This window comes from Mycolicibacterium novocastrense, from assembly GCF_001499835.1.
Lineage (GTDB): Bacteria > Actinomycetota > Actinomycetes > Mycobacteriales > Mycobacteriaceae > Mycobacterium > Mycobacterium novocastrense.
The window spans coordinates 238,373-262,472 of sequence record NZ_LQIH01000023.1; the positions used below are offsets into that span (position 1 = coordinate 238,373).

Annotated in this window: 22 protein-coding genes; 18 read left to right on the forward strand and 4 right to left on the reverse strand. The window is 68.3% G+C overall.

What is annotated here, in order from left to right; genetic code table 11:
- The 9 genes from AU072_RS17540 (at position 1) to AU072_RS17580 (ending at position 8,124) form a co-directional block, all read left to right on the forward strand.
- Entirely contained in the window at positions 1 to 750 is a 750-nt protein-coding gene (locus AU072_RS17540) for a FadR/GntR family transcriptional regulator (RefSeq protein WP_064414952.1), read from the forward strand.
- Between the two features lie 111 nt (positions 751 to 861).
- Complete coding sequence (locus AU072_RS17545) at positions 862 to 1,191, forward strand: ArsR/SmtB family transcription factor (RefSeq protein WP_165595595.1); 330 nt, start codon at positions 862 to 864, stop codon at positions 1,189 to 1,191.
- 119 nt (positions 1,192 to 1,310) lie between these two features.
- A complete protein-coding gene (locus AU072_RS17550; protein WP_064414953.1) occupies positions 1,311 to 2,174 on the forward strand; it encodes a class I SAM-dependent methyltransferase in 864 nt (287 codons plus the stop codon).
- Between the two features lie 56 nt (positions 2,175 to 2,230).
- Entirely contained in the window at positions 2,231 to 5,083 is a 2,853-nt protein-coding gene (locus AU072_RS17555; RefSeq protein ID WP_064415037.1) for an AfsR/SARP family transcriptional regulator, read from the forward strand.
- Between the two features lie 110 nt (positions 5,084 to 5,193).
- A complete protein-coding gene (locus AU072_RS28185; protein WP_133147296.1) occupies positions 5,194 to 5,454 on the forward strand; it encodes a hypothetical protein in 261 nt (86 codons plus the stop codon).
- Positions 5,455 to 5,586: 132 nt separating this feature from the next.
- The gene (locus AU072_RS17565; protein WP_064415038.1) at positions 5,587 to 6,264 is read left to right on the forward strand and encodes an energy-coupling factor ABC transporter permease; all 678 of its coding nucleotides are present in this window, start codon (positions 5,587 to 5,589) and stop codon (positions 6,262 to 6,264) included.
- Positions 6,261 to 6,617 (forward strand): PDGLE domain-containing protein, encoded by a 357-nt coding sequence (locus tag AU072_RS17570; RefSeq protein ID WP_064414955.1) that lies wholly within the window; start codon positions 6,261 to 6,263, stop codon positions 6,615 to 6,617. The genes AU072_RS17565 and AU072_RS17570 overlap by 4 nt, the downstream gene beginning before the upstream one ends.
- A gap of 2 nt (positions 6,618 to 6,619) precedes the next feature.
- Complete coding sequence (gene cbiQ, locus AU072_RS17575) at positions 6,620 to 7,390, forward strand: cobalt ECF transporter T component CbiQ (RefSeq protein WP_064414956.1); 771 nt, start codon at positions 6,620 to 6,622, stop codon at positions 7,388 to 7,390.
- Positions 7,390 to 8,124, forward strand: coding sequence for an energy-coupling factor ABC transporter ATP-binding protein (locus tag AU072_RS17580; RefSeq protein WP_064414957.1), 735 nt, complete (start codon positions 7,390 to 7,392; stop codon positions 8,122 to 8,124). Before cbiQ ends, AU072_RS17580 begins: the two co-directional genes overlap by 1 nt.
- Positions 8,125 to 8,127: 3 nt before the next feature.
- Here AU072_RS17580 and mtr read toward each other — a convergent pair whose 3' ends face one another.
- The gene (gene mtr, locus AU072_RS17585) at positions 8,128 to 9,543 is read right to left on the reverse strand and encodes a mycothione reductase (RefSeq protein WP_064414958.1); all 1,416 of its coding nucleotides are present in this window, start codon (positions 9,541 to 9,543) and stop codon (positions 8,128 to 8,130) included.
- Positions 9,540 to 10,565, reverse strand: a complete 1,026-nt coding sequence (locus AU072_RS17590) for an alpha/beta hydrolase (RefSeq protein ID WP_110765842.1) — start codon at positions 10,563 to 10,565, stop codon at positions 9,540 to 9,542. Before AU072_RS17590 ends, mtr begins: the two co-directional genes overlap by 4 nt.
- Positions 10,566 to 10,745: 180 nt before the next feature.
- Between AU072_RS17590 and mqo the strand changes: the two genes are divergently transcribed.
- The 9 genes from mqo to AU072_RS17635 all read left to right on the forward strand — a co-directional run bounded on the left by mqo (position 10,746) and on the right by AU072_RS17635 (position 22,900).
- Complete coding sequence (gene mqo / locus AU072_RS17595; protein ID WP_064415040.1) at positions 10,746 to 12,245, forward strand: malate dehydrogenase (quinone); 1,500 nt, start codon at positions 10,746 to 10,748, stop codon at positions 12,243 to 12,245.
- On the forward strand, positions 12,242 to 12,688 hold the full coding sequence (locus tag AU072_RS17600; RefSeq protein ID WP_064414959.1) for a GNAT family N-acetyltransferase: 447 nt from the start codon (positions 12,242 to 12,244) through the stop codon (positions 12,686 to 12,688). Before mqo ends, AU072_RS17600 begins: the two co-directional genes overlap by 4 nt.
- Positions 12,685 to 14,532, forward strand: coding sequence for a magnesium chelatase subunit D family protein (locus AU072_RS17605; RefSeq protein WP_064414960.1), 1,848 nt, complete (start codon positions 12,685 to 12,687; stop codon positions 14,530 to 14,532). Before AU072_RS17600 ends, AU072_RS17605 begins: the two co-directional genes overlap by 4 nt.
- 13 nt (positions 14,533 to 14,545) lie before the next feature.
- A complete protein-coding gene (gene cobO / locus AU072_RS17610) occupies positions 14,546 to 15,160 on the forward strand; it encodes a cob(I)yrinic acid a,c-diamide adenosyltransferase (RefSeq protein ID WP_064414961.1) in 615 nt (204 codons plus the stop codon).
- Positions 15,161 to 15,263: 103 nt separating this feature from the next.
- Positions 15,264 to 16,667 (forward strand): cobyrinic acid a,c-diamide synthase CobB, encoded by a 1,404-nt coding sequence (locus AU072_RS17615; protein WP_064414962.1) that lies wholly within the window; start codon positions 15,264 to 15,266, stop codon positions 16,665 to 16,667.
- A complete protein-coding gene (cobA, locus tag AU072_RS17620) occupies positions 16,664 to 17,869 on the forward strand; it encodes a uroporphyrinogen-III C-methyltransferase (protein WP_064414963.1) in 1,206 nt (401 codons plus the stop codon). Before AU072_RS17615 ends, cobA begins: the two co-directional genes overlap by 4 nt.
- A gap of 32 nt (positions 17,870 to 17,901) precedes the next feature.
- Complete coding sequence (locus AU072_RS17625; RefSeq protein ID WP_064414964.1) at positions 17,902 to 19,494, forward strand: MFS transporter; 1,593 nt, start codon at positions 17,902 to 17,904, stop codon at positions 19,492 to 19,494.
- Between the two features lie 118 nt (positions 19,495 to 19,612).
- Complete coding sequence (locus AU072_RS17630) at positions 19,613 to 21,130, forward strand: MFS transporter (protein ID WP_064414965.1); 1,518 nt, start codon at positions 19,613 to 19,615, stop codon at positions 21,128 to 21,130.
- Positions 21,131 to 21,157: 27 nt separating this feature from the next.
- Positions 21,158 to 22,900, forward strand: a complete 1,743-nt coding sequence (locus AU072_RS17635; RefSeq protein WP_064414966.1) for a proline--tRNA ligase — start codon at positions 21,158 to 21,160, stop codon at positions 22,898 to 22,900.
- Between the two features lie 97 nt (positions 22,901 to 22,997).
- On the opposite strand, the gene AU072_RS17640 is transcribed toward AU072_RS17635, so the two are convergent.
- Together AU072_RS17640 and AU072_RS17645 are read right to left on the reverse strand one after the other, a co-directional pair.
- Positions 22,998 to 23,465 (reverse strand): ferritin-like domain-containing protein, encoded by a 468-nt coding sequence (locus AU072_RS17640; protein ID WP_064414967.1) that lies wholly within the window; start codon positions 23,463 to 23,465, stop codon positions 22,998 to 23,000.
- Positions 23,462 to 23,971: a hypothetical protein gene (locus tag AU072_RS17645; RefSeq protein ID WP_174523686.1), complete on the reverse strand. Its 510-nt coding sequence runs from the start codon at positions 23,969 to 23,971 to the stop codon at positions 23,462 to 23,464. Before AU072_RS17645 ends, AU072_RS17640 begins: the two co-directional genes overlap by 4 nt.
- Positions 23,972 to 24,100: the final 129 nt, after the last annotated feature.

The following is a 24,100-nucleotide window of genomic DNA, read 5'->3' on the forward strand; positions in this document are numbered from 1 at the left end:
ATGTCGGCTGACTCGGAGGTGCCGGTGGCGCACGTCGGCTTCGCCGCGGAGGCGGCGGCCGAAGCGCTGCTGCGCCCGGTGCGTGGGGGTAACGCCTTTGAAGACACCGTCGCCCGGCTCCTGCAGACCATCCGGCTCGGCGTGCTGGCGCCCGGTGAGTGCCTACCGCCCGAGCGTGAACTCGCCTCACGGCTCGGGGTCAGCCGCGACACCGTGCGTGAGGCGATCAAGTCGTTGTCCGACGCGGGCTACCTGGTGTCGCGGCGTGGACGGTACGGCGGGACGTTCCTCGCCGACGAGCTGCCGCGACCCACGGGTGAGGCCGATGCGGTCACATGCGCCGAGATCGACGACGCATTGCGGCTGCGCGAGATCCTGGAGGTCGGCGCCGCGCGGATGGCGGCCACCCGGACCCTCGCCGCTGCCGAACGCGAGGTGCTGTGGGCCCGGATGACCGACGTCCGCGCCGCCGCCCCCGACGACTACCGCCGTCTCGACTCGCGTCTACACCTGGCCATCGCGGAAGCAGCCGGGTCGCCGTCGCTGGTTCCGCTGCTGGCGGAGAACAGGATGCGGCTCAACGCCCTGCTCGACCAGATCCCGCTACTGCCGCGCAACATCGCCCATTCCGACGAGCAGCACGAGGCGATCGTGCTCGCGATCCTCGCCGGCGATGCCGACGGCGCGGCATCGGCGATGCGTGCCCACGTCGAAGGGTCGGCCGCGCTGCTACACGGCTTCCTCGACTAGGCCCCCCTTGTCGCGAGCGCGCGCGTTTGCACACGACACACCGCCGATTTTTCGACATCCGCGCACGGTCATGCGCCCGCGAGCGTGCACAACGGCGCTACATTGAGTCCCGTGAACGAGCCCGTCGGCCAGGTGGACGTCGAACGTGCATCGTCCGCGCTGGCCGACGTCGACACCGCCAGCTGGACGCAGCGGTTCGATCTGTTGTCTGACCCGCATCGCCTCGAGATCCTGCTCACGTTGCATCGGGTACCGGGGATCCGCGTCGGAGACCTTGCATCGGCATTGGGCCGGTCGGAAAACGCCGTCTCGCAAGCGCTCCGCGTGTTGCGCCAGCAGGGCTGGGTCAGCGCCACGCGGGTGGGACGGGCCGTCAGTTACCGCCTCGACGACGACATCGTCCACGACCTGCTGCACTGGATCGGCGCCCGGCACGGCTGACGCCTGACCAGGACATTTCACGATTCCCGAATCGGTGCTTCACATCCTCGGCCGATCGTCGACGACGTCAGACCAACATGCCCGCCGGTGGGCGGGTATCGACACCGAGGCGGACGACCATGAACAACATCCTCGAGAACGCGACCGAACACGACGCCGACCGTCAACTGAAGGTCAAACACCGGGCGCTGTGGGCCTCGGGTGACTACCCGGCCGTCGCGGCCGAACTGATCCCGACGCTGGGCCCCGAACTGGCCGATGCCTGCGGGGTGCGTTCGGGTGATCATGTGCTCGACGTCGCTGCGGGCTCGGGAAACGCGGCGATCCCGGCGGCCGCGGCCGGAGCGATCGTCACGGCGAGCGATCTCACGCCCGAATTGCTCACCGCGGGGCGCGCGATCGCCGACCGGCACGGAGTCCAGATCGAATGGGTCGAAGCCGATGCCGAGGCGATGCCCTTCGCCGACAACAGCTTTGATGTCGTTATGTCTTGTGTCGGTGTGATGTTCGCGCCACACCACCAGGCCGCCGCCGATGAACTCGTGCGAGTGTGCCGGCCGGGCGGAACCATCGGAATGATCAACTGGACTCCGGAAGGATTCATCGGCAACCTGTTCAAGACGATGAAGCCCTACGCGCCGCCGCCACCGCCCGGGGCGAGTCCCGCGCCCCTGTGGGGAGACGAAACTCATGTGCGGTCGCTGTTCGGCCGGCGGGTGACGGACTTGCGGATGCAGCGGCGAACCGCGCGCATGGACCATTGTCCGAGTCCGCTCGACTTCAGGGAGTACTGGAAGCGCAACTACGGGCCGACGATCGCCACCTATGCGTTCAACGCCGGTCAGCCAGCGCGGATCGCCGACCTCGACCGTGACTTCCTGCAGTTTCTCGACGACTGGAACACCGTTCCGGGGCCGACGGGCACCTCCTACGACGCCGAGTATCTCCTGGTCACCGCCACGAAGGCGACACCGGCGCGCTGACCCCCCACTTGCCGAATACTGCGGACACCCGCTGCGGCCTGGTGAAAGCTGTGAGCGTGACGGTGGTGTTCCGGCTGCTCGGCGACATCGGGGCCGACGTCGACGGTGAACGCGTCGATGTCGGGCATGCGCGACAGCGTGCGGTTCTCGTCGCTTTGCTGATCGACCTCAACCGCCCGGTTCCCTCCGATCAGCTGATCGATCGGGTGTGGGCCGACGAACCGCCCTATCGCGCACGTAATGCGCTGGCCGCGTATGTATCTCGGTTACGAGCAGTCATCGGGCGTAGTGGAGACGCCGAAATCAAGCGGGAGTCCGGCGGTTACGTGCTGGTGGCCGACCCGATGACCGTTGACCTGTACCGCTTCCGGCACCTGGCCAACCAGGCGCGCGCCGCCGTGGATCCCATCGAAGCGCACGACCTGTTCGGCCGGGCGCTGCGGCTGTGGCGTGGCGATCCGTTCGTCACGCTCGACACCCCCTGGCTGAACGAGGTCAGAAGCGCCCTGCACACCGAACGACTGGCCGTCGCACTGGATCGCAACGATGCCGGGTTGCGGGCCGGCCGACATGCCGAGTTGCTCCCCGAACTGACCACCATGCTGGCCGAGCACCCGCTGGACGAGCGTTTGGCGGCGCAGCTGATGTTGGCGCAGTACCGGTGTGGTCGTCAGGCCGACGCCCTCGAGACGTTCCGTACGGTACGTGAACGGCTCGTCGAGGAACTGGGTGCGGATCCGAGTCCGGCGCTGCAGCAGGTGCATATGCAGCTTCTCGAGGGTGATCGGGAGGCTGCAGTTTCGGCCGTCGGACAACCACTGGCTATCAGCGCGCGGCCGAGGACGAACCTTCCACGCCGGAGCACCAGTTTCATCGGCCGCGACGACGATGTCGCGCACGTATCGGACGTCTTGCGTGACCGTTCGCTGGTGACGTTGACCGGAGTCGGCGGCGTCGGCAAGACCCGCCTGGCCCTCGAGGCCGCGGCCAGAGCCGAGGCGTGCTTCGCCGACGGCGTCACGCTCATCGAGCTCGCACCACTGGATGACGGTGCCGCCGTTGGCCATACCGTGGCGGCCGCGCTTCATCTGCAACAACGCCACGGGCTCGGTATCGAAGAAACAGTGATCGACTACCTGCGAACCAAAAACCTACTGCTGGTTCTGGACAATTGCGAGCACCTCCTCGATGCGGTGGCGCGGCTCATCGACTCGATCGTCGGCAGCTGCCCCGACGTCGTGATCCTGGCCACCAGCCGGGAAGCGATCGGCGTTGACGGGGAACATGTCTGGCCCGTATCGCCGTTGCCGATCGGCGAGGCCACCCGGCTGTTCGCCGACCGGGCCAAGGCCAGCCGGCCCGATTTCGCGCTGGAGCACGAACCCGTGGGCGCCGTCGCGGAGATCTGTCGACGCGTCGACGGTCTGCCGCTGGCGATCGAACTGGCCGCCGCCCGGATGCGCGCCATGAGCAGTCTTGACGTCGCACGCCGGCTGGACGGTCTGCGGCTGCTCAGCGGAGGCGCCCGGGGGACCCCTCGTCAGCAGAGCCTCGTCGCGACGATCGACTGGTCCTATGAGCTACTCACCGAGGCAGAGCGGCAACTGTTCTCACGGTTGTCCGTCTTTGCCGGCGGCTTCGACCTGGAAGCGGCGCACGCGGTGTGCGGTGGGGGCGAGGAGGACGACACGCTCGACGCGATCACCGGACTCGTTGACAAGTCGATGGTGGGCAGACAGGCGGCGACCGATCGGACGCGGTACACCGTTCTGGAGATGCTGCGCGCCTACGGCCGCAATCGACTGCAGGTCAACGGTATCGACAAGTCAGTGGCATCGCGGCATGCCGAGTACTTCACCGCGCTGGCCCAATGCGCGGCTGCCGGCATGCACGGCCCCGACGAGCGGATGTGGGTGGACAGAATGCTGCCCGATTACGACAACCTGCGCGTCGCGTTCGAGCACGCGCTGTCGGTCCATGACGTCGACACCGCTCTTCGGCTGGTGACCTCGCTACCCGAAGTCGTCCACCTGCGTCACAGCTACGAGTCGGCCGGCTGGGCCGAGCGCGCCGTCGACGTGGCCGAATCCACTCATCCGCTCTACGCCGCGGCCGTCGGCTTCGCCGCGCGAGGAGCGTGGAACAGGGGCGAGTTCGACAAGGCCCGGACCCTCGCGAACCTCGCGCAGGGGCGTGCACCCGCGCGTGGCGCCGCCCGGGTCGCCTATCCCGGCGATGTGCTCGCCGACGTCGCGCTGTACGAGGGTGATGCCCAAGCTGCTCTGCTGCACTACGAGGCCGAGGCGCAGCGGGCTAGGGCCGATTCCGACCCGATTCGTCTGGTGTGGACGCTCTTCTACATCGCGATATGCCATGCTGCGCTGCAGGTCCCGGCCGAAGGGGTGGCCGCGGCGGAAGAGTCGGTGCGCGTCGCGGAGGAAACGCGTAATGCCACCGCACAATCGATGGCTCGCTACGCGCTCGGTCTAGTGCTCAAGAAATCCGAGCCCGATCGCGCGCTGCAACTGTTCGACGAGGCTGCGGCGCTGGCCGCATCGGTGCGCAACCTGTGGTGGTACGGCATCGCGCTGATGGAGGCCGCGTCGACCCGGGCCGTGCACGGTGAACCCGCCGAAGCGGCAACCGCTTTCATCGACGTGCTGGACCACTGGGATCGGGTGGGGGACTGGAGCCAACAGTGGCTCAACCTGCGCTACGTGACGCGGTTCTTCGTCCGAGTCGGGGCTGACGACGATGCGCTCGCACTTCACCGGTCGTTGGTTACCGCCGGAAAGGATTCGCCGCTCAACGACGCCGAAGCCGATCCTGAGCACGTCGGTCCGACGGGCGCCGAGGCGGTGGCGCTCGCCCGGGCAGCCCTCCTGCGCTATTGCGATAACTCCCGCTGAAGTGCGCGTTTCACATTTCGTCAACGAAGACCGAAGTCGCGCGCGCGACGGTGATGCCGTAACAGTTTCGCGGGAACGGCCCGCGGACGACAAGCGAAGGAGAAAACATCATGGCCACAGTGCTCAACCGGGCGATCGCCGCCGCGTTGCTGTCCGCGGCCCTCGCGACGCCGGCAGTCGCCGGTCTCACCACAGGTATTGCCGCAGCCAAGCCGAGGCAAGCCAATTGCGCAGCGATCGCTGCGTCGGCCGATAGCGCCATTCATGTAGCCAACGTGGCACGTCAACAGGGTGACAAGCAGGCGGAAAAGGATTGGAATCATATTGCCAATCGCACCCTGGACACCTACCACCGGCTTTGCCTCAGCTGAGGCGATGACCGGGCGGGCCATTGGTGCCCGCCCGGTCCCGCCGGAGGCCAAAGCTCGCATGAACACCTGTTCAGCTAGACAGGTGTTCGGTGCGAGCTTTAGGCTCGCGGGGTGACCTCTTCGTACGTCGCGATGCACATGAGCGACGGCATCGTCAACGCCCCGACCTCCGTCGTCTTCGGTGTCATCGCCGTCGCCGCCGTCGCGTTCTGCGCGGCCAAAGCCCGAAACGAACTCGATGAGCGCACGGTGCCGCTGGCAGGGCTCGTTGCGGCGTTCATTTTCGCTGTACAGATGATCAACTTCCCGATTCTCCCCGGTGTCAGCGGCCACCTGCTCGGCGGCGCGCTCGCCGCGATCCTCGTCGGCCCGTTCACCGGGGCGCTGTGTATCGCGATCGTGCTGGTCGTGCAGGCGCTGCTGTTCGCCGACGGGGGTGTGACGGCGCTGGGCACCAACATCGTCAACATGGCGGTGATCGGTTTGGTCGCGGGCTACGGGACCGCTGTGCTCCTGTACTCCGTTGCGCGCAGCCGCCGGGACGTCCCGGTCGCCGGGCTGGGCGCCATCGCGTTCGTCGCCGCACTGATCGGCACCGCCTGTGCAGCAATGGGATTCGTCGTCGAATATGCGATCGGTGGAGCGGCCACCACGTCGCTCGGCGCGGTCACCGGCTACATGCTCGGCACCCATGCGCTGATCGGCATCGGGGAGGGCGTGATCACCGCGGTCACCGTGATGGCGGTCGCCCGTTCGCGTCCCGACCTGGTCTACCTGTTGCGCCGGAGCCGGCAGGAGGTCGCGGTATGAGGTCGCGCTGGCAGTTCTGGGCGGTGTTCGCGGTCGTCACGCTGCTGATCGCCGGTGCGGTGTCCTACTTCGCCAGTTCCAGCCCTGACGGGCTCGACTCGACGACGCTGCGCGGATGCGAGGTCGTCGAGACCGCCGACGGCGAGCAACTCACCGGCGAGTGCATTGCGCAGCACGCCGAGGAACACAGCCTGGCGTCGTCCCCGCTCGCCGACTACGCGATCGGCGGACGCGACGGCACCGGTGGGATCGCCGGGATCATCGGCGTGCTCGCGACGGTCGTCGTCGCCGGATCGGTGTTCTGGCTGATTGCGCGCAGCCGCAAAGTGACCGACCGCAACGGATCCAGCTGACCATGGGCGCGGGCGCTCATCCCCTCTACAGGCACGACGAGTCGGTAGTGCACCGAGCGCCCGCCGAGGTGAAGGTCGTCTGCCTTCTGGTGTTCGTGCTCGCGGTCGTCGCGACACCGCGGGAGATGTTCTGGCCCTTCGCCGTCTACGCCGCGATCGTCGTCGGCGTCTGGCGTCTGGCACGAATTCCGTTGCGGTGGGTCCTGCCACGGATGCTGATCGAAGCGCCGTTTCTCGTCCTGGCCGTGCTGCTGCCGTTCGCCGAAGGGGGCGAGCGCATCGACGTTGCGGGGGTGCAGCTCTCGGTCGCCGGGTTGTGGGCGGCATGGGGCATCGTCATCAAGGGCACCCTCGGGGTCGCGGCGGCGCTGACCCTGGCCGCCACCACCTCGACGACCGAATTGCCCACCGCGCTGGGCCGGCTCGGTGTGCCCGCGGTCGCGACGTCGGTTCTGGTGCTGATGATTCGGTACGTCGACCTGCTGGCCGCCGAGACGAGCCGGATGCGTATGGCGCGCATCTCGCGTGGCGATTCGCCGCGCGCCCTGCACCAGGCAGGCGCCATCGCCAAGGGCATCGGCGCACTGTTCCTGCGGTCCTATGAACGAGGTGAGCGGGTCTACGTCGCGATGCTGTCGCGCGGGTTCGACGGCAACGCACCGGATCTGGCTGTGATCGGCGCGCCACCACGGGCGGTCGCGTCGCAGTGGGTGATCGTGATGACACCGGCCGTAGCCGCCGTCGCGGTTGCGACGGCCGCGTGGGTGCTGTAATGAACGCGATCACGATCGAAAGCCTGCGCCACGTGTACCCGGACGGTCACGTGGCCCTCGACGGTGTCGACCTGACCGTGTCCCGCGGGGAACGCATCGCCGTGCTGGGCCCGAACGGCGCGGGCAAGACCACTCTCATGCTGCACCTCAACGGCGTACTCGCCGCGACATCGGGCACGGTGCGGATCGGCGATGCCGCGCTGTCCCGCAAAACACTTCACGATGTGCGCAGGCGCGTGGGCCTCGTATTCCAAGACCCCGACGACCAATTGTTCATGCCGACCGTCGCACAGGACGTGGCGTTCGGTCCCGCGAACTTCGGATTGCGCGGCGACGAGCTGGCCGACCGGGTGCGAGAAGCGCTGGAGACGGTGTCGCTCACCGAAGAGGCCGACCGCAGCCCCACCCACCTGTCGGCGGGACAGCGTCGCCGCGCGGCGTTGGCGACCGTGCTGGCATGCCGGCCCGACATCCTCGTGCTCGACGAACCGTCGGCGAACCTCGATCCCGTCGCCCGCCGGGAATTGGCCGAGACACTGTCCGCGCTGGACTCCACGATGCTGATCGTCACCCACGACCTGCCCTACGCCGCCCAGCTGTGTGAGCGGGCGGTCGTGATGGACCACGGCGTGATCGCGGCCGACGGCCCCATCCGCGAAGTCCTGGCCGACGCCGAACTGCTTGCCGCGCACCGGCTGGAGCTGCCGTGGGGCTTCGAGGTGCCGGCCCGCTAGCGACTAGTGCCGGCGCGAGGGCGGCCAGGGCGGCTCACCGCACAGCGCCAGCAAGGCGTTCTCGATGACCTCCGGCAGCGCGGGGTGAATCCAGTACTGCCCGCGCGCCATCTCCTGCGCGGGCAGGTCGAACGCCATGCCCTGGATGACCGGCTGGATCAGCGATGACGCCTGATGGCCCATGATGTGGGCGCCCAGGAGCAATCCGGTGTCGTCGTCGACGATGAGCTTGGCGATACCCACGGTGTCCTCCATCGCCCATCCGTAGGCGACGTCCGCGTAGTCCTGGATCTTGACCCTGATCCGGAAACCCCGTGCGCGCGCCTCGTTTTCGGTCAATCCGACGCTGGCGATCTGCGGGTCGGTGAAGACTGCCGACGGCACATGACGGTGGTTGGCCGACATGAGCGCGTCCGTGTCATCCCAGTCCTGCAGCAGGTTGTGCTTGACCACCCGCGCTTCGTGATTGGCCACATGCTTGAGCTGATAGTCCGAGGAAACATCGCCGAGCGCGAAAACGCCGCGCGCCGTTGTGCGTTGATATTCGTCGACGACGACCTGTCCGCTCGCGGTCACCTTCACCCCGGCGTTCTCGGCGTCGAGCGTGTCACCGTTGGGGACGCGGCCGGTGGCCACCAACAGCGCGTCACCGCGCAGCGTCGAGCCGTCCTGGCAGGTGACTTCGACGCCGCCGTCGACCTCGCGCGCGTCGACGAGCTCGTGATGGTTGCGCACTTCCCACTTCTTGGCGGCGATGTCGGTGAAGCGCATCGCGATCTCGTCGTCGTGGCCGCGCAGCAGGCTGCTGCCGCGGATCAGCAGCGTGATTCGGCTGCCGAGTGAGGAGAAGATGTGGGCGAATTCGCAAGCGACATAACCGCCGCCGACGATGATGAGATGCTCGGGGAGATCGGTGATCCGCATGATCGTGTCGCTGGTGTGGTACGGCGCACCGCATTCGGTGACCGCGTCGGGCACCACCACCCGGGATCCGGCCGCGATCACCACCTGGTCGGCGGTGAACTCGTCGCCGTCGTCGGTGCGCAGCGCGTACCGGCCGTCGGGCCGGGTGGGCGCAAACCTGGTGTGGCTGGAGAACACCTGCACGTTCGGTGAGGAGCGGCGGTAGTTCTCTCCCGCGACGGCCAGCGGGTCGATCCGACCGAACACCCGCGAGACGATGTCGGGCCAGCGCACCGCGTCGATGTGCGCGTCGACGCCGTATCGCGCCGCGTCCCGGACGTTGTCGGCGATACCCGCCGCGTAGACGAACATCTTCGTCGGGATGCAGCCGACGTTCAGACAAGTGCCACCGAACACGTTCTTCTCGCAGATCGCGACCTTCTTGTCGATGTAGCGCTCGTCGAGAATGGCGTTGCCCGAGCCGGTGCCGATGATCGCGATGTCGAAGTGCGTCATGGTGACCAGCTTTCTGCAGAACGACTGTCGGCGGCGCCGCGGGAGGCCGGGTCGAGGTACCAATCCAGCCACCGGTCCAGTTCGCCGTAGGCGGCCTGCCGCGCGTCGGGCACCGACAGGAACACGTCGTGCTTGGCATCGACGATGGGCACGATCGTGGTCCGGTTCCCGATGCACCCCGCCCATCGGGCGATCTGCCTGACGTCGAGCACCGCGTCGCCCCGCTGAATCGCGTCGGGGTTCCTGATCTCACGCACGCTGCGGTCCGAGCGCAGGATGAGGTTGGGCACACCGACATCGAGACCGCGGTGAAGTTTCGCGTGGCCCCGGCGGATCGCGGCGATCCAGCCCGTGGTGACGGGGAAGCCGCCGACGGGCTTCCACTTCAGGTCGTAGTCGAAGTCGCCGTGGTAGTCGCGGTGCAACGACGAGCCGTATCCGCCTTCGCTCGGCGGACGCACCACCAGCCGCTTGCTCACCCGCGAGACGGCGCCCAGCGCGGCGCGTGTCGGCGCCGCTCGCAGGATCGACGGTCCCTGCAGGTCGAGCCAAGGGCTGTTCAGCACGAGGCCGCCGATGCGTCTACGCCCGGTCAGCCCGCCGCGACGCAACCGGTCCAGCCACAGCGACACGATGAGTCCACCGGCCGAGTGCCCGTAGACCAGGACCTCCGCCGGGGACACCGAGCCGATGATGTCGAGTGCACGTTCGAGTTCGACGTCGTAGCGGGCCAGGTCGGTGGTGAAGTGAGGTGTCTGGCCCTCGCGCCACGAACGTCCGCATTTGTGCAGGTCGATCGCGTAGAAGGCGAATCCCCGACCGGCGAAGTGGTCGGCGAGGTCGGTGTTGAAGAAGTAGTCGGTGAAGCCGTGTACCAACAGCACCGCGCGCGTGGCCGACCGATCCGGTTCGCCACGGCGCACCAGGGTGGCGACGAGCTCGCCCTCCCCGTCCGGGTCCGCGCCGAGGGCCATCGTGTGTTGCCAGTAGCCCGGCAGCACGTCTGGCTTCCAGTCGAGCACGACAGCAACGATAGTCGCGACTGCCCGTGCCGCCGGGTGAAGCGGGGCCGACGGGGTTGTGCGGGCGGCGATCGCGGGGATTGAGAACGCCGTTTGCGGGCTAACCTGATGATCGACCATGCCCGGGGCCGGATCTCACTGGCCGCCGCGAGAGACCGAGTCCAGTCGGGGGAACTGAGAGTGTCTGACGAACCGAGGAAGACAGACGTCGTGCTCATCGGGGCCGGCATCATGAGCGCAACGTTGGGCGCCCTGCTGCGCCTACTGGAGCCCGACTGGTCGATCACACTGATCGAGCGCCTCGACGCGGCGGCCGCCGAGAGCAGCGATGCGTGGAACAACGCGGGTACCGGCCACTCGGCGCTGTGCGAGTTGAACTACACCCCGCAACAGCCCGACGGGTCGATCGACATCTCGAAAGCGGTGCGCGTCAACGAACAGTTCCAGATGACACGCCAGTTCTGGGCGTACGCGGTCGAGAACGGGTTGATCAGCGATCCGCGCAGCTTCCTCAACCCGATCCCGCACGTGAGCTTCGTGCACGGCGGGGACAACGTGAAGTATCTGCGACGCCGCTACGACACGTTGGTGACGAACCCGCTGTTCGCACGCATGGAGTACATCGAGGACGAGGACGAGTTCGCGCGGCGGCTGCCGCTGATGGCCGAAAAGCGCGACTTCTCCGAACCGGTCGCGCTCAACTGGACCGACCAGGGCACCGACGTCGACTTCGGTGCCCTGTCACGCCAGTTGCTGGGCTACGTCGCCCAGCGCGGTATGACCACATACTTCGGGCACGAGGCGCGCGATCTGCGCCAGGAGTCCGACGGTTCGTGGACCCTCAAACTGGCCAATCTACGCACCGGGCGCACCAGCAAGCTCAAGGCCGGCTTCGTATTCGTCGGCGCGGGCGGCGGGGCGTTGAACCTGTTGCAGAAGGCAGGCATGAAGGAGGCCAAGAACTTCGGCGGCTTTCCGGTCAGCGGCAAGTTCCTGCGCACCGACGTCTCGCGCCTGACCGATGCGCATCGTGCCAAGGTGTACGGCCAACCTCCGGTGGGCGCGCCGCCGATGTCGGTTCCACACCTGGACGCGCGCGTCATCAACGGCCGGTCCTGGTTGCTGTTCGGGCCGTTCGCGGGCTGGTCACCGAAATTCCTCAAACAGGGCGACGTGTTCGACCTGCCCGAATCCATCACGCTCAACAACGTCGCGTCCATGGTCAACGTCGCACTGACCCAGTTCGGACTGCTCAAGTACCTGGTGGGCCAGCTGATGCTGTCGGATGCCGAGCGAATCGAAGCGTTACGCGAATTCGCGCCCAGTGCAACGGAATCGGACTGGGAGCTCAACGTGGCCGGGCAGCGGGTGCAGGTCATCTGCGGTAAGAGCGGCAAGGGTGTGCTGGACTTCGGCACCACGGTGCTCACCTCCGGTGACGGCACCATCGCCGGGCTGCTCGGCGCATCCCCGGGAGCCTCCACCGCGGTGCCCGCGATGATCGAGGTGCTGCAACGCTGTTTCGCCAAGCGCTATTCGGCGTGGGAGTCCAAAATCAAGGACATGGTGCCTTCGCTGGGACACGAGTTGTCCTCCGAGCCGGCACTGTTCGACGAGGTGTGGTCGTACGGAACGCGGGTGCTGCGTCTTGACGAGTCTTCGGCGGTGGCCACGGGATGACGGTTGCGCTGCGCCGCAGTTGGTCTCGCGACCTCGACGCCGCAACACTCTACGAACTGCTCAAGCTGCGGGTCGAGGTCTTCGTCGTGGAGCAGGCCATTCCGTATCCCGAATTGGACGGCCGCGACCTGCTCGCCGAGACGCGGCACTTCTGGCTGGAAACCGCCACCGGTGAGGTCATTTCGACGCTGCGTCTGATGGAGGAGCATCCCGGCGGGCAGAAGGGTTTCCGCATCGGGCGGGTGTGCACCAAACGCGAGGCGCGCGGGCATGGGCACACCACCCGGCTGCTGCAGGCCGCGCTGGCCGAGGTGGGCGACTATCCCTGCCGCATCGACTCGCAGACGTACCTGGCCGATATGTATGCCCGCCTCGGCTTCGTCCGCGACGGAGAGGAGTTCATGCAGGACGGCATTCCGCACGTCCCTATGCTGAAGCCGTGACCTATCCGTTCAGCGCGATCGTCGGACATGACCGTCTGCGGCTTGCGCTGCTCCTGTGCGCGATCCGACCCGACATCGGCGGGGTGCTGATCCGCGGGGAGAAGGGCACCGCGAAGTCGACGGCGGTGCGGGGGCTGGCCAAGGTGCTGGAAGCGGCCGCCGCAGCGGACGGGGCGTCGGGCGCCACTGGTCAGCTGGTCGAACTGCCGATAGGTGCCACCGAGGACCGGGTGGTCGGCTCGCTGGACCTGCAGAAGGTGTTGCGCGACGGCGAGCACGCGTTCTCGCCGGGACTGCTCGCGCGCGCGCACGGGGGCGTGCTCTACGTCGACGAGGTGAACCTGCTGCACGACCATCTGGTCGACGTGCTGCTCGACGCCGCGGCGATGGGCCGGGTGCACGTCGAGCGCGACGGCGTGTCGCACAGTCACGAGGCACGCTTCGTTCTGATCGGCACGATGAATCCCGAAGAGGGCGAACTGCGTCCGCAGCTGCTCGACCGGTTCGGCCTCACCGTCGACGTGCGGGCATCGCGCGACGTCGACGTGCGCGTCGAGGTGATCCGGCAGCGCATGGCGTACGAGGCCGATCCCTCCGGGTTCGCGCAGCGCTACGCCGAAGCCGACGCCGAGCTGGCGCAACGGGTTGCGGCGGCCCGCAGGTCGGTCGATTCGGTTTCGTTGCCGGACAGCGAATTACGTCGCATAGCGGCGCTGTGCGCGGCGTTCGACGTCGACGGTATGCGCGCCGACCTGGTGGTCGCCAGGACCGCGGTCGCGCACGCCGCGTGGCGCGGGGCCGAGGTGGTGTCCGAGGAGGACATCCGGGTGGCCGCCGAACTCGCGCTGCCGCACCGTCGACGCCGCGACCCGTTCGACGATCCCGGCCTCGACCCAGGCCAACTCGACGACGCGATGGCCCAGGCCGACGAGGCCGCCGACGAGAACCCCGACCCCGAACCGCCGGGCGGTGGCGCGTCATCGCCGGAGAGTGACGGCCGCGACGGGCAACCGTCGCAACGGGATTCGGGTGGTGCTTCACGACCCAGCGCCGCGCCCTCGGCGGTGTTTCGCACCCGCTCTCTGGTGGTGCCCGGGGTGGGCGAGGGGGCGCCCGGTCGCCGGTCGCGGGCGCGTAACCGCACCGGCAAGACGATTTCGGCCACGTCCGACGGTCGGGCCGGTCACGGCGTGCACGTGTTCGGCACCCTGCTGGCGGCCGTGGAGGGGCAACGGAGGCCAGGAGCGCCCCGGCCGCAGCCAGGTGATGTGCGGCGGGCGATCCGGGAGGGCCGCGAAGGGAACCTGGTGATCTTCGTGGTCGACGCGTCGGGTTCGATGGCCGCGCGCGACCGGATGTCCGCGGTCGGCGGTGCGGCGCTGTCGCTGCTGCGCGACGCCTATCAGCGGCGCGACAAGGTCGCCGTCATCACATTCCGCCAGCGCGACGCGAAAGTCCTGCTGCCCCCGACGTCGTCGGTGCATATCGCCAGCCGGCGGCTGGCCCGCTTCGACACCGGCGGCAAGACGCCTCTGGCGGAAGGTCTGTTGGCGGCCCGCGACCTGGTCATCCGGGAGAAGGCCCGCGACCGCGCGCGGCGCAGCCTGGTGGTGGTGCTGACCGACGGGCGCGCCACCGGCGGTGCCGACCCGTTGGGGCGTACGCGATCGGCCGCCGCGCGGTTGGTGGCCGAAGGCGCCGCCGCCGTCGTGGTGGACTGCGAAACGTCATATGTGCGGCTGGGCTTGGCCGAAGAGCTCGCCGAACAACTGGGCGCCCCGGCGGTGCGGCTGGCCCAGCTCCGGGCGGACAGCCTCACCGACGTCGTCCGCACCGCCGCCTGAAAGGGGTTTTCGTATGCCTCAGGGTCAGCCGCTGACGGTTCCCGATGACGGGTTGACCACCCGCGCGCGCCGCAACGCTCCGCTGTTCGCCGTGCACACCGGTGCGGGTAAGGGCAAGTCGACCGCGGCGTTCGGCATGGCGCTGCGCGCATGGAATCAGGGTTTCGACATCGCGGTGTTCCAGTTCGTCAAGAGTGCCAAGTGGAAGGTGGGCGAAGAAGCGGCCTTCCGCGAGCTCGGCAAGTTGCACGACGAGCACGGTGTCGGGGGGCCGGTGCAGTGGCACAAGATGGGGTCGGGGTGGTCCTGGTCGCGCAAACACGGCGACGAGGTTGACCACGCCGCCGCGGCCGCCGACGGCTGGGCCGAGATCGCGCGGAGGCTTGCCGACGAACGCCACGACTTCTATGTGCTCGACGAGTTCACCTACCCGCTGAAGTGGGGCTGGATCGACGTGGACGAGGTGGTCGAGACGATCCGTTCGCGATCCGGGATGCAGCACGTCGTCATCACCGGGCGCGACGCCCCGCAGCAGTTGCTCGATGCTGCGGATCTGGTCACCGAGATGACCAAGGTCAAGCACCCGATGGACGTCGGCCGTAAGGGCCAGAAGGGCATCGAGTGGTGACTCTCGGTCGGCGCGAGCGACCGCGGAATGACACTATTTGCGGTGTGTCGGCGTGCAAACACGGTCGCTCGCAGCTGTGGTGTAGGCCCGCGCGGAGGGTGACGTGACGCGCGCGACGCCGGCGGTGGTGATCGCCGCGCCCGCGTCGGGTAGCGGAAAGACCACCGTCGCAACGGGTTTGATGGGGGCGCTGCGGCGGGCGGGCCGGGCGGTCGCGCCGTTCAAGGTCGGCCCCGACTACATCGACCCCGGCTATCACGCGCTGGCCTCGCTGCGGCCCGGCCGCAACCTCGACCCCGTCCTGATGGGAGAGCACCTGATCGGCCCGCTGTACCGGCACGGCAGCGCCCGGGCCGACATCGCGGTGATTGAAGGCGTGATGGGCTTGTTCGACGGGCGCATCACCGAGGAGTCGCGCGGCAACGCGTTCGGATCCACCGCACACGTCGCCGCGCTGCTCGGCGCGCCGGTCGTCATGGTCGTCGACGCCCGCGGACAGAGTCACAGTATCGCCGCACTGCTGCACGGCTTTTCGACGTTCGACCCATCGGTTCGCGTGGCGGGGGTGATCCTCAATCGCGTCGGCTCGCTGCGACACGAGGAGGTGTTGCGTCAGGCCTGTGAACATGCCGGCATCCCGGTCTTCGGCTCGATTCCGCGCAGCGACGAATTGTCGGTTCCCTCACGGCATCTGGGTCTGGTCACCGCAGTCGAACACGGGGGCAGGGCGCGCGAAGCGGTGGAGGCGATGACCGCACTCGTCGGCCGCCATGTCGATCTGGTGGGGATCGCGGCGTTGGCCGACAGCCGGGTGATGGACGACCCCTGGGACGCCGAGGAGACAACGCCGGTCGGCGGAAACGCTACGGTGGCGCTGGCGTCGGGCAGGGCCTTCAGCTTCGGCTACGCCGAACATCGCGAGGTCCTCACCGCTGCGGGTGCCGAGGTCGTCGAGTTCGACCCGCTGACCGACCCGTTGCCACCGGACGCCGACGCCCTCGTCGTACCCGGTGGTTTCCCGGAGGAGTTCGTCGCCGAACTCTCGGCCAACGAGGTCGCGCGCACGCAGATCAGGCAACTCGCGGCGGCGGGGGCACCCGTGCACGCCGAGTGCGCGGGGTTGACCTACCTCGTCGACGACCTCGACGGTCATCCGATGTGTGGGGTGATCGCCGGTTCGGCGACGTTCACCGACCGCCTCACACTCGGCTACCGAGAAGCCGTCGTGGTGGCCGACTCGCCGTTGCACTCGATCGGCGACCGGATGATGGGGCACGAATTTCACCGCACCGCAGTGACTTTCAAAGATGACTACGCACCGGCGTGGGTCTTCACCGGCCACGCGATCGGTCGTAGGAGGGACGGTGTCGTGGACGGCGCCGTGCATGCCGGCTATCTGCACACCCACCCCGCTGCACACCCGCGGGCGATCAGCCGCTTCGTGGCCGCGGCCGCAACCTCTAAGCTCGCGCCGATGAGTTCGCGCGAAGAGGATCCGGAGCAGTGACCGAGAACGCCTATCTCGTCGGTCTGCGCCTGACCGGCAGGAAGGTTGTCGTCGTCGGCGGCGGCAGCGTGGCGCAGCGTCGTTTGCCGCTCCTGGTGGCCAACGGCGCCGACGTGGTGGTGATCGCGCGCGAAGCCACCCCCGCGGTCGAGGCGATGAGCGGAATCACCCTGCAGCTACGCGCGTTTGCACCCGGCGACCTCGAGGGCGCCTGGTACGCGATCGCGGCCACCGACGACCCGGCCGTCAACGCCGCCGTCGTCGCCGAAGCCGAGGACCGCCACATCTTCTGTGTCCGTGCGGACGTGGCCGTCGAGGGCACGGCCGTCACCCCGGCATCGTTCGAGTACGAGGGGCTGTCGGTCGGTGTGCTCGCCGGCGGTGAGCACCGCCGCTCGGCGGCGATCAGGTCGGCGATCCGCGAGGCCATGCAGCGCGGGCTCATCGCACCCGACAGTTCGGCGACCACCGACGTCGTGCACGGCGGCGTGGCGCTCGTGGGCGGGGGACCAGGCGACCCCGAGTTGATCACCGTTCGCGGTCGCCGGCTGTTGGCGCATGCCGACGTCGTCGTCGCCGATCGACTGGCACCGCAGGAACTGTTGGCCGAGATGCCGCCGCATGTCGAGGTCATCGACGCGTCGAAGATCCCGTACGGCCGGGCCATGGCTCAGGACGCGATCAACGGCCTGCTGATCGACCGCGCGAGAGCGGGCAAGTTCGTCGTGCGACTCAAGGGTGGGGACCCGTTCGTGTTCGCGCGCGGATACGAAGAGGTGCTCGCATGCGCCGAAGCCGGCATCCCGGTCACCGTCGTACCGGGTGTGACCAGTGCCATAGGGGTTCCCGCGCTCGCCGGCGTGCCCGTCACACACCGGCACGTCACGCACGAATTCGTCGTGGTCAGCGGGCATGTCGCGCCCGGGCATCCCGAATCGTTAGTGAATTGGAATGCCTTGGCCGCGCTCTCCGGCACGATCGTGTTGCTGATGGCGGTCGAACGCATCGAACTGTTCGCCACGGCTCTTTTGGAGGGCGGACGACCTGCGGATACGCCGGTTCTGGTGGTTCAGCACGGCACGACAGCCGCACAACGGACTTTGCGCGCGACGCTCGCCGATGTGGCAGAACGCATCCGGGAGGACGGAATTCGGCCCCCTGCGATCATCGTGATCGGGCCCGTGGCCGCCTTCGGCGGATAAAGGATTCTTAAGATTACTGTAAGGTAACCCGTATGACGGCTCTCAATGACGCAGAGCGTGCTGCCATGCGCCGTGACGCCGAGGGCGGGGCAAATCGAGCGGTTCCACCGCATTCCCAGAAGACCTCTATTCGGTCTGCGCTCGGGCAAACCGGCAGGTCCGCGACGTGGCTTCCGTCGCCGAGGTTCATCGCGGCGGTCATCGCGATCGGCGGTATGCAGCTCCTCGCGACCATGGACAGCACGATCGCGATCGTCGCGCTTCCTAAGATCCAGGACGAGCTGAGCCTCTCCGACGCCGGTCGCAGCTGGGTGATCACCGCCTACGTGCTGACCTTCGGTGGGTTGATGCTGCTGGGCGGGCGACTCGGCGACACGATCGGCCGCAAGCGCACCTTCATCGTCGGCGTGGCGCTGTTCACCATCGCCTCGATCCTGTGTGGCCTCGCGTGGAACGAGGCGACGCTGGTGGTCGCTCGCCTGCTGCAGGGCGTCGGCGCGGCGATCGCGTCACCCACCGCACTGGCGCTGATCGCGACGACGTTCCCGAAGGGTCCGGCCCGCAACGCGGCCACCGCGATCTTCGCCGCGATGACCGGTATCGGTTCGGTGATGGGCCTGATCGTCGGCGGAGCGCTGACCGAGGTGTCGTGGCGCTGGGCGTTCCTGATCAACGTGCCGATCGGCTTGGTGATGATCCACCTGGCCCGCAAGACGCTGCGGGAGACGAACCGCGAACGGCTCAAGCTGGACGCGGCGGGTGCGATCCTGGCCACGCTCGGTTGTACCGCAGCGGTGTTCGGGTTCTCGATGGGTCCCGAACAGGGCTGGCTGTCGCCGATCACGCTGGGTTCGGGTCTCGCCGCGTGCGCCGCTTTCCTGGCGTTTCTCTACGTCGAGCGCACCGCCGCCAACCCCGTCATGCCGTTCGACCTGTTCAAGGACCGCAACCGGGTCGCGACCTTTGCCGCGGTGTTCCTGGCCGGCGGCGTGATGTTCACGCTGACCGTGCTGATCGGGCTGTACGTGCAGGACATCATGGGCTACAGCCCGCTGCGGGCGGGCATCGGGTTCATTCCGTTCGTGATCGCGCTCGGGATCGGACTCGGGCTTTCGTCGCAGCTGGTGCAGATCTTCCCGCCGCGGATGTTGGTCATCGCCGGCGGCGTGCTGGTGCTGGGCGCGATGATCTACGGCTCCACGCTCGACGCGAACATCCCGTACTTCCCGAACCTGGTGCTGCCGATCACTGTCGGCGGGCTGGGCATCGGAATGATCGTGGTGCCGCTGATGCTGTCGGCGATCGCCGGGGTGGGCTTCGACCAGATCGGCCCGGTGTCGGCCATCGCGCTGATGCTGCAGAACCTCGGCGGGCCCGTCGTGCTGGCCATCATCCAGGCGGTGATCACGTCGCGCACGCTGTATCTGGGTGGCACCACCGGCCCCGTCAACGATATGAGCGCCGCACAGCTGCACGCCCTTGACCAGGGTTACACGTACGGGCTGCTGTGGGTCGCCGCTGTCGCGGTGATGGTCGGGATCGCGTCGCTGTTCATCGGCTACAGCGCGTCGCAGGTTGCGCATGCCCAGGAAGTCAAGGACGCGATCGACGCCGGAGAGCTTTAGCTCGACATCCAACTTCGGAGAGCTTTAGCTCGACATCCAACTCCGGAGAGCTTTAGTCGGTCTGTCGCATCCGCCGCGACCGACTACACCGAAATCGCACTCGGTAGGGTGGCCTTCCATGTCTGCCGTCGGTGGTTCCTCCGAGTCGACGGACCGACCCGTGCCGCCCGCGGCGCTGCCGCTCGCGAAGTCGGTTCTGGGCCCGGCGATCATCGCGATCACCGGCATGCAGCTGATGTCGACGCTCGACGGCACCATCGTGATCGTCGCGCTGCCCCGCATGCAGGCCGACCTCGGCCTCACCGACGCCAGCAAGAGCTGGGTGATCACCGCATACGTTCTGGCGTTCGGCGGGCTGCTGCTGCTCGGTGGCCGCGTCGGCGACGCGATTGGTCACAAGCGCGCGTTCCTCTCCGGCGTCGGCGTCTTCACGATCGCGTCGCTGGTGTGCGGTCTGGCCACTGATCCCGCCACGCTGATCGTGGCGCGCGCGGTGCAGGGCACCGGGGCGGCGGTGGCCGCACCGACGGGGCTTGCGCTGATCGCGACGACGTACGCGGTCGGCCAGGCGCGTAACCGGGCGTTGGCCATATCTGCGGCCATGCAGGGCATCGGCTCGGTGCTCGGCCTGGTGCTCGGTGGCGCATTGACGGTGATCTCCTGGCGGTTGGCGTTTCTGATCAACGTGCCGATCGGCATCGCGATCATCACCATCGCGGTCCTCAAACTCGCCGAAACGCACCACGAGCGACTCAAACTCGACGTCACCGGTGCGCTGCTCGCCACGCTGGGCTGCTCGTCGGCGGTGCTCGTCTTCACCCAGGGCCCGCCGCGCGGCTGGGTCGACCCGCTGGTCATCGGTGCGGCTGTCGCGTCGGCGATCTTCTTCATCAGCTTCCTGCTCGTCGAACGCACCGCCCAGCACCCGATCGTGCCGTTCTCGGTGTTCGACAACCGCAACCGGGTCATGACCTTCATCGCGCTGTTCCTGGCCGGCGGCGTGCTGCTGACGCTGACCGTGATGATCGGCCTGCTGGTTCAGGACGTCCTGGGCTACTCGGCGCTCGAGGCGGGCATCTGCTTCATCCCGTTCGCGCTGGCCTTCGGGGTGGGCACCGCGGTGGCCGCCCGGCTGGCGCCGCACGTCGCGCCGCGCTGGCTGATCCTCGGCGGCGGCCTGTTCGTCCTCGGCGCGATGCTCTACGGGTCGACGCTGGACCGCAGCATCCCCTACTTCCCGGACCTGTTCGCACCGATCGTGATCGGCGGCTTCGGCATCGGCGCCATCGCGGTGATCCTGCCGCTGTGCGCGATCGCCGGAGTGGGCCCCGGCGAGATCGGCCCGGTGTCGTCGATCACGCTGATGGTGCAGAACCTCGGCGGCCCGTTGGTGCTCGTCGTCATCCAAGCGGTGCAGACGTCGCGCACGCTGTACCTGGGCGGTACCACCGGACCGGTCAAGGACATGACGCCGGCCCAGCTCGACGCGCTCGGCTACGGCTACACCTACTCGCTGCTGTGGGTCGCCGGTGTCGCGGTGTTGGTCGGTATCGCCGCGTTCTTCATCGGCTTCTCGTCCCGTCAGATCGCCTCCGCGCAGCACACCAAGGAAGCCGTGGAGGCCGGCGAGCTGTAGCTCGGGCGGTCAGTAAGGTTGTCGCCTGTGATCACCCGCATGTCGGAACTGTTCCTGCGCACCCTGCGTGACGACCCAGCCGACGCCGAAGTGCCCAGCCACAAACTGCTGATCCGCGCGGGCTACGTCCGACCGGTCGGGCCCGGGCTCTACAGCTGGCTGCCGCTGGGGCTGCGGGTGCTGCGAAACATCGAACGGGTCGTTCGCGACGAGATGACCGCGATCGGCGGTCAGGAGATCCTGTTCCCGTCGCTGCTGCCGAAGGGGCCGTACGAGACGACGAACCGCTGGACCGAGTACGGCGACAGCGTGTTTCGGCTGCAGGACCGCCGGCGCAACGACTACATGCTCGGCCCGACGCACGAGGAGTTCTTCACCCTGGCGGTGAAGGGGGAGTTCAGCTCCTACAAGGACTTTCCGCTGCTGCTGTTCCAAATCCAGACCAAATACCGCGACGAGGCGCGCCCGCGGGCGGGAATCCTGCGCGGCCGTGAGTTCGTCATGAAGGACTCGTACTCGTTCGACGTCGACGACGGCGGTCTGCGAACGCAGTACCTGGCCCACCGCGACGCCTACCGGCGCATCTTCGACCGGCTGGGCGTCCGCTACGTCATCGTCTCGGCCGTCTCGGGTGCGATGGGCGGCAGCGCGTCCGAGGAGTTTTTGGCCGAGAGCGAGATCGGCGAAGACACGTTCGTGCGCTGTCTGGAATCCGGTTACGCCGCCAACGTCGAAGCGGTGACCACCGCCGCCCCGGCGCCGCTGCCGCTCGACGGCCAGCCCGAGGCCAAGGTCTACGACACCCCGGGCACCCCGACGATCGCCACGCTGGTCGACTGGGCCAACGCGACGCTCGACCGCACCGTCACCGCCGCCGACACCCTGAAGAACGTGATGCTCAAGACCCGCGTGCCCGGCGGCGAGTGGGAGCTGCTGGGCATCGGTGTGCCCGGTGATCGGGAGGTCGACGACAAACGGTTGGGCGCTGCGCTCGAACCGGCCGAGTATGCGCTGCTCGACGACAGCGACTTCGCCAGGTATCCGTTCCTCGCCAAGGGGTACATCGGCCCGAAAGCTCTGCTGGACAACGGGGTTCGCTATCTGGTCGATCCCCGGGTGGTCGACGGCACGTCGTGGATCACGGGCGCCGACGAACCCGGCAAGCACGTCGTCGACCTGGTGGCGGGCCGCGACTTCGTCGCCGACGGCACCATCGAGGCCGCCGAGGTGCGCGACGGCGACCCCTCGCCGGATGGAGCCGGGCCGCTGGTGAGCGCGCGCGGTATCGAGATCGGTCACATCTTTCAGCTGGGCCGCAAGTACACCGACGCGTTCGAGGTCGACGTGCTCGGCGAGAACGGCAAACCGGTGCGGTTGACCATGGGCTCCTACGGCATCGGGGTGTCGCGGCTGGTCGCCGTCATCGCCGAACAACACCACGACGAGCTCGGTCTGCGTTGGCCGGCGGAGGTGTCTCCGTTCGACGTCCACCTCGTCATCGCGAACAAGGACGCCGCGGCACGCGCCGGGGCCGAAGACCTGGCCGGCGAGCTGGATGGACGCGGGATCGATGTACTGCTCGACGACCGCACCGCCTCGCCCGGGGTGAAGTTCAAGGACGCCGAGCTGCTGGGGGTGCCGTGGCTCGTCGTGGTCGGCCGCGGCTGGGCCGACGGCGTCGTCGAGCTGCGCAACCGGTTCACCGCAGACACCCGCGAGATCGCCGTCGACGGTGCGGCCGACGAGATCGTCGCCGCCCTGCGGACCTAGCGCGGGCGGCGGCCCTGCGGTGCTGGCGCGAACGTGGGTTACCCGCACGCCCGCGGCGCGCGGAGCGTGACACGAGCCCACACTCGGCGGTGAGGAGCTATTCGCTTCCACCCGGGAACGGGACCGTCACCGGCGTCGTGCCGAGCAACCGGCTCCACCGCGCCGCCCGCACCGCACACTGCGTCAGCGCCTCGACGCCGAAGGCCCGCTCCTTTTCGGAGGTGGCCTGCTCGACGACCGCACGCCACGCGACGGCCGCGTCCTCTTCCATCCGCAACGCGAGTTGGGCGGCGTCGTTGGGGGTCTTGACCTCCATCGGCAGCTGATAGCCCGCCGCGGGCAGGGGGCCGGCGATCGACCGGTCCTCCAGCATCTGCAGCCCGATCTCGCGGCGTTCGCGGTGCTCGGCCATGGACTTCGACACCAGCGTGTTGTCCTCGGGCGCTGAACGCGCAGACACGATGCCGTAGCCGTAGATGGTCGCGTGTTCGGTGGCGATCGCGTCGTAGAGCGCGCCGTCGGCGGCATCCGACGGCCGCGTCGGGGTGGGCTCCGCCGAGGTCATCGCGGCTTCTCCGGTTCGGCGAGGGCGACCTCGTACGCGGCGGTGCACGCCGCGGCGATCGAGGCGACGAGCCCGGCGCGGTAGCCCGAGAGCTTGGCCGCGAGCTCGGCGGCGCTCGAGGCCGAAACCCGCAGCGCGTTGGCGGCGTCCTTGACGGTGGGCGGTTTCGCCGGCTCTGCGGTCGTGCTGGTCGGAGTCGACGTGGGTGCCTCCTCGCCGCGCAACCGGACCAACTCGTCGGACAGCGCCTGGGCATGGGCGGCGCGTTCGGCGGCCACCGCCGTCAACGCCTCCGCGACGGTCCCGCGCTCGTTGCCCGCCGCATCGGTGGCCAGTTGGCTGTCCGCGCGGGCCCGGTCGAGTTGAGCAGCGAGTTCGTCGACCTCGGGCGGTGGGGGCGGTGAGCCGCAGGCTGCCGCGGTCGCGCCCAGCAGGGCCAGTGCCGCGGCCGAGACCAACGCGCGTCTCCTGCTGATGGTCGGCGGGGAGCTCGGCACGGACAACATCTTGCCATTGCGCTCTGTTCGCATCGGTGTTCGTTTGGCGTTTACCGCGGCGGCGCTGGCGTATCGTGGAGTGTCGGTTCCAAGGTTTGTCGCCCGGGATCGAGTCCGGACAACTCAAGACGAGGAGCT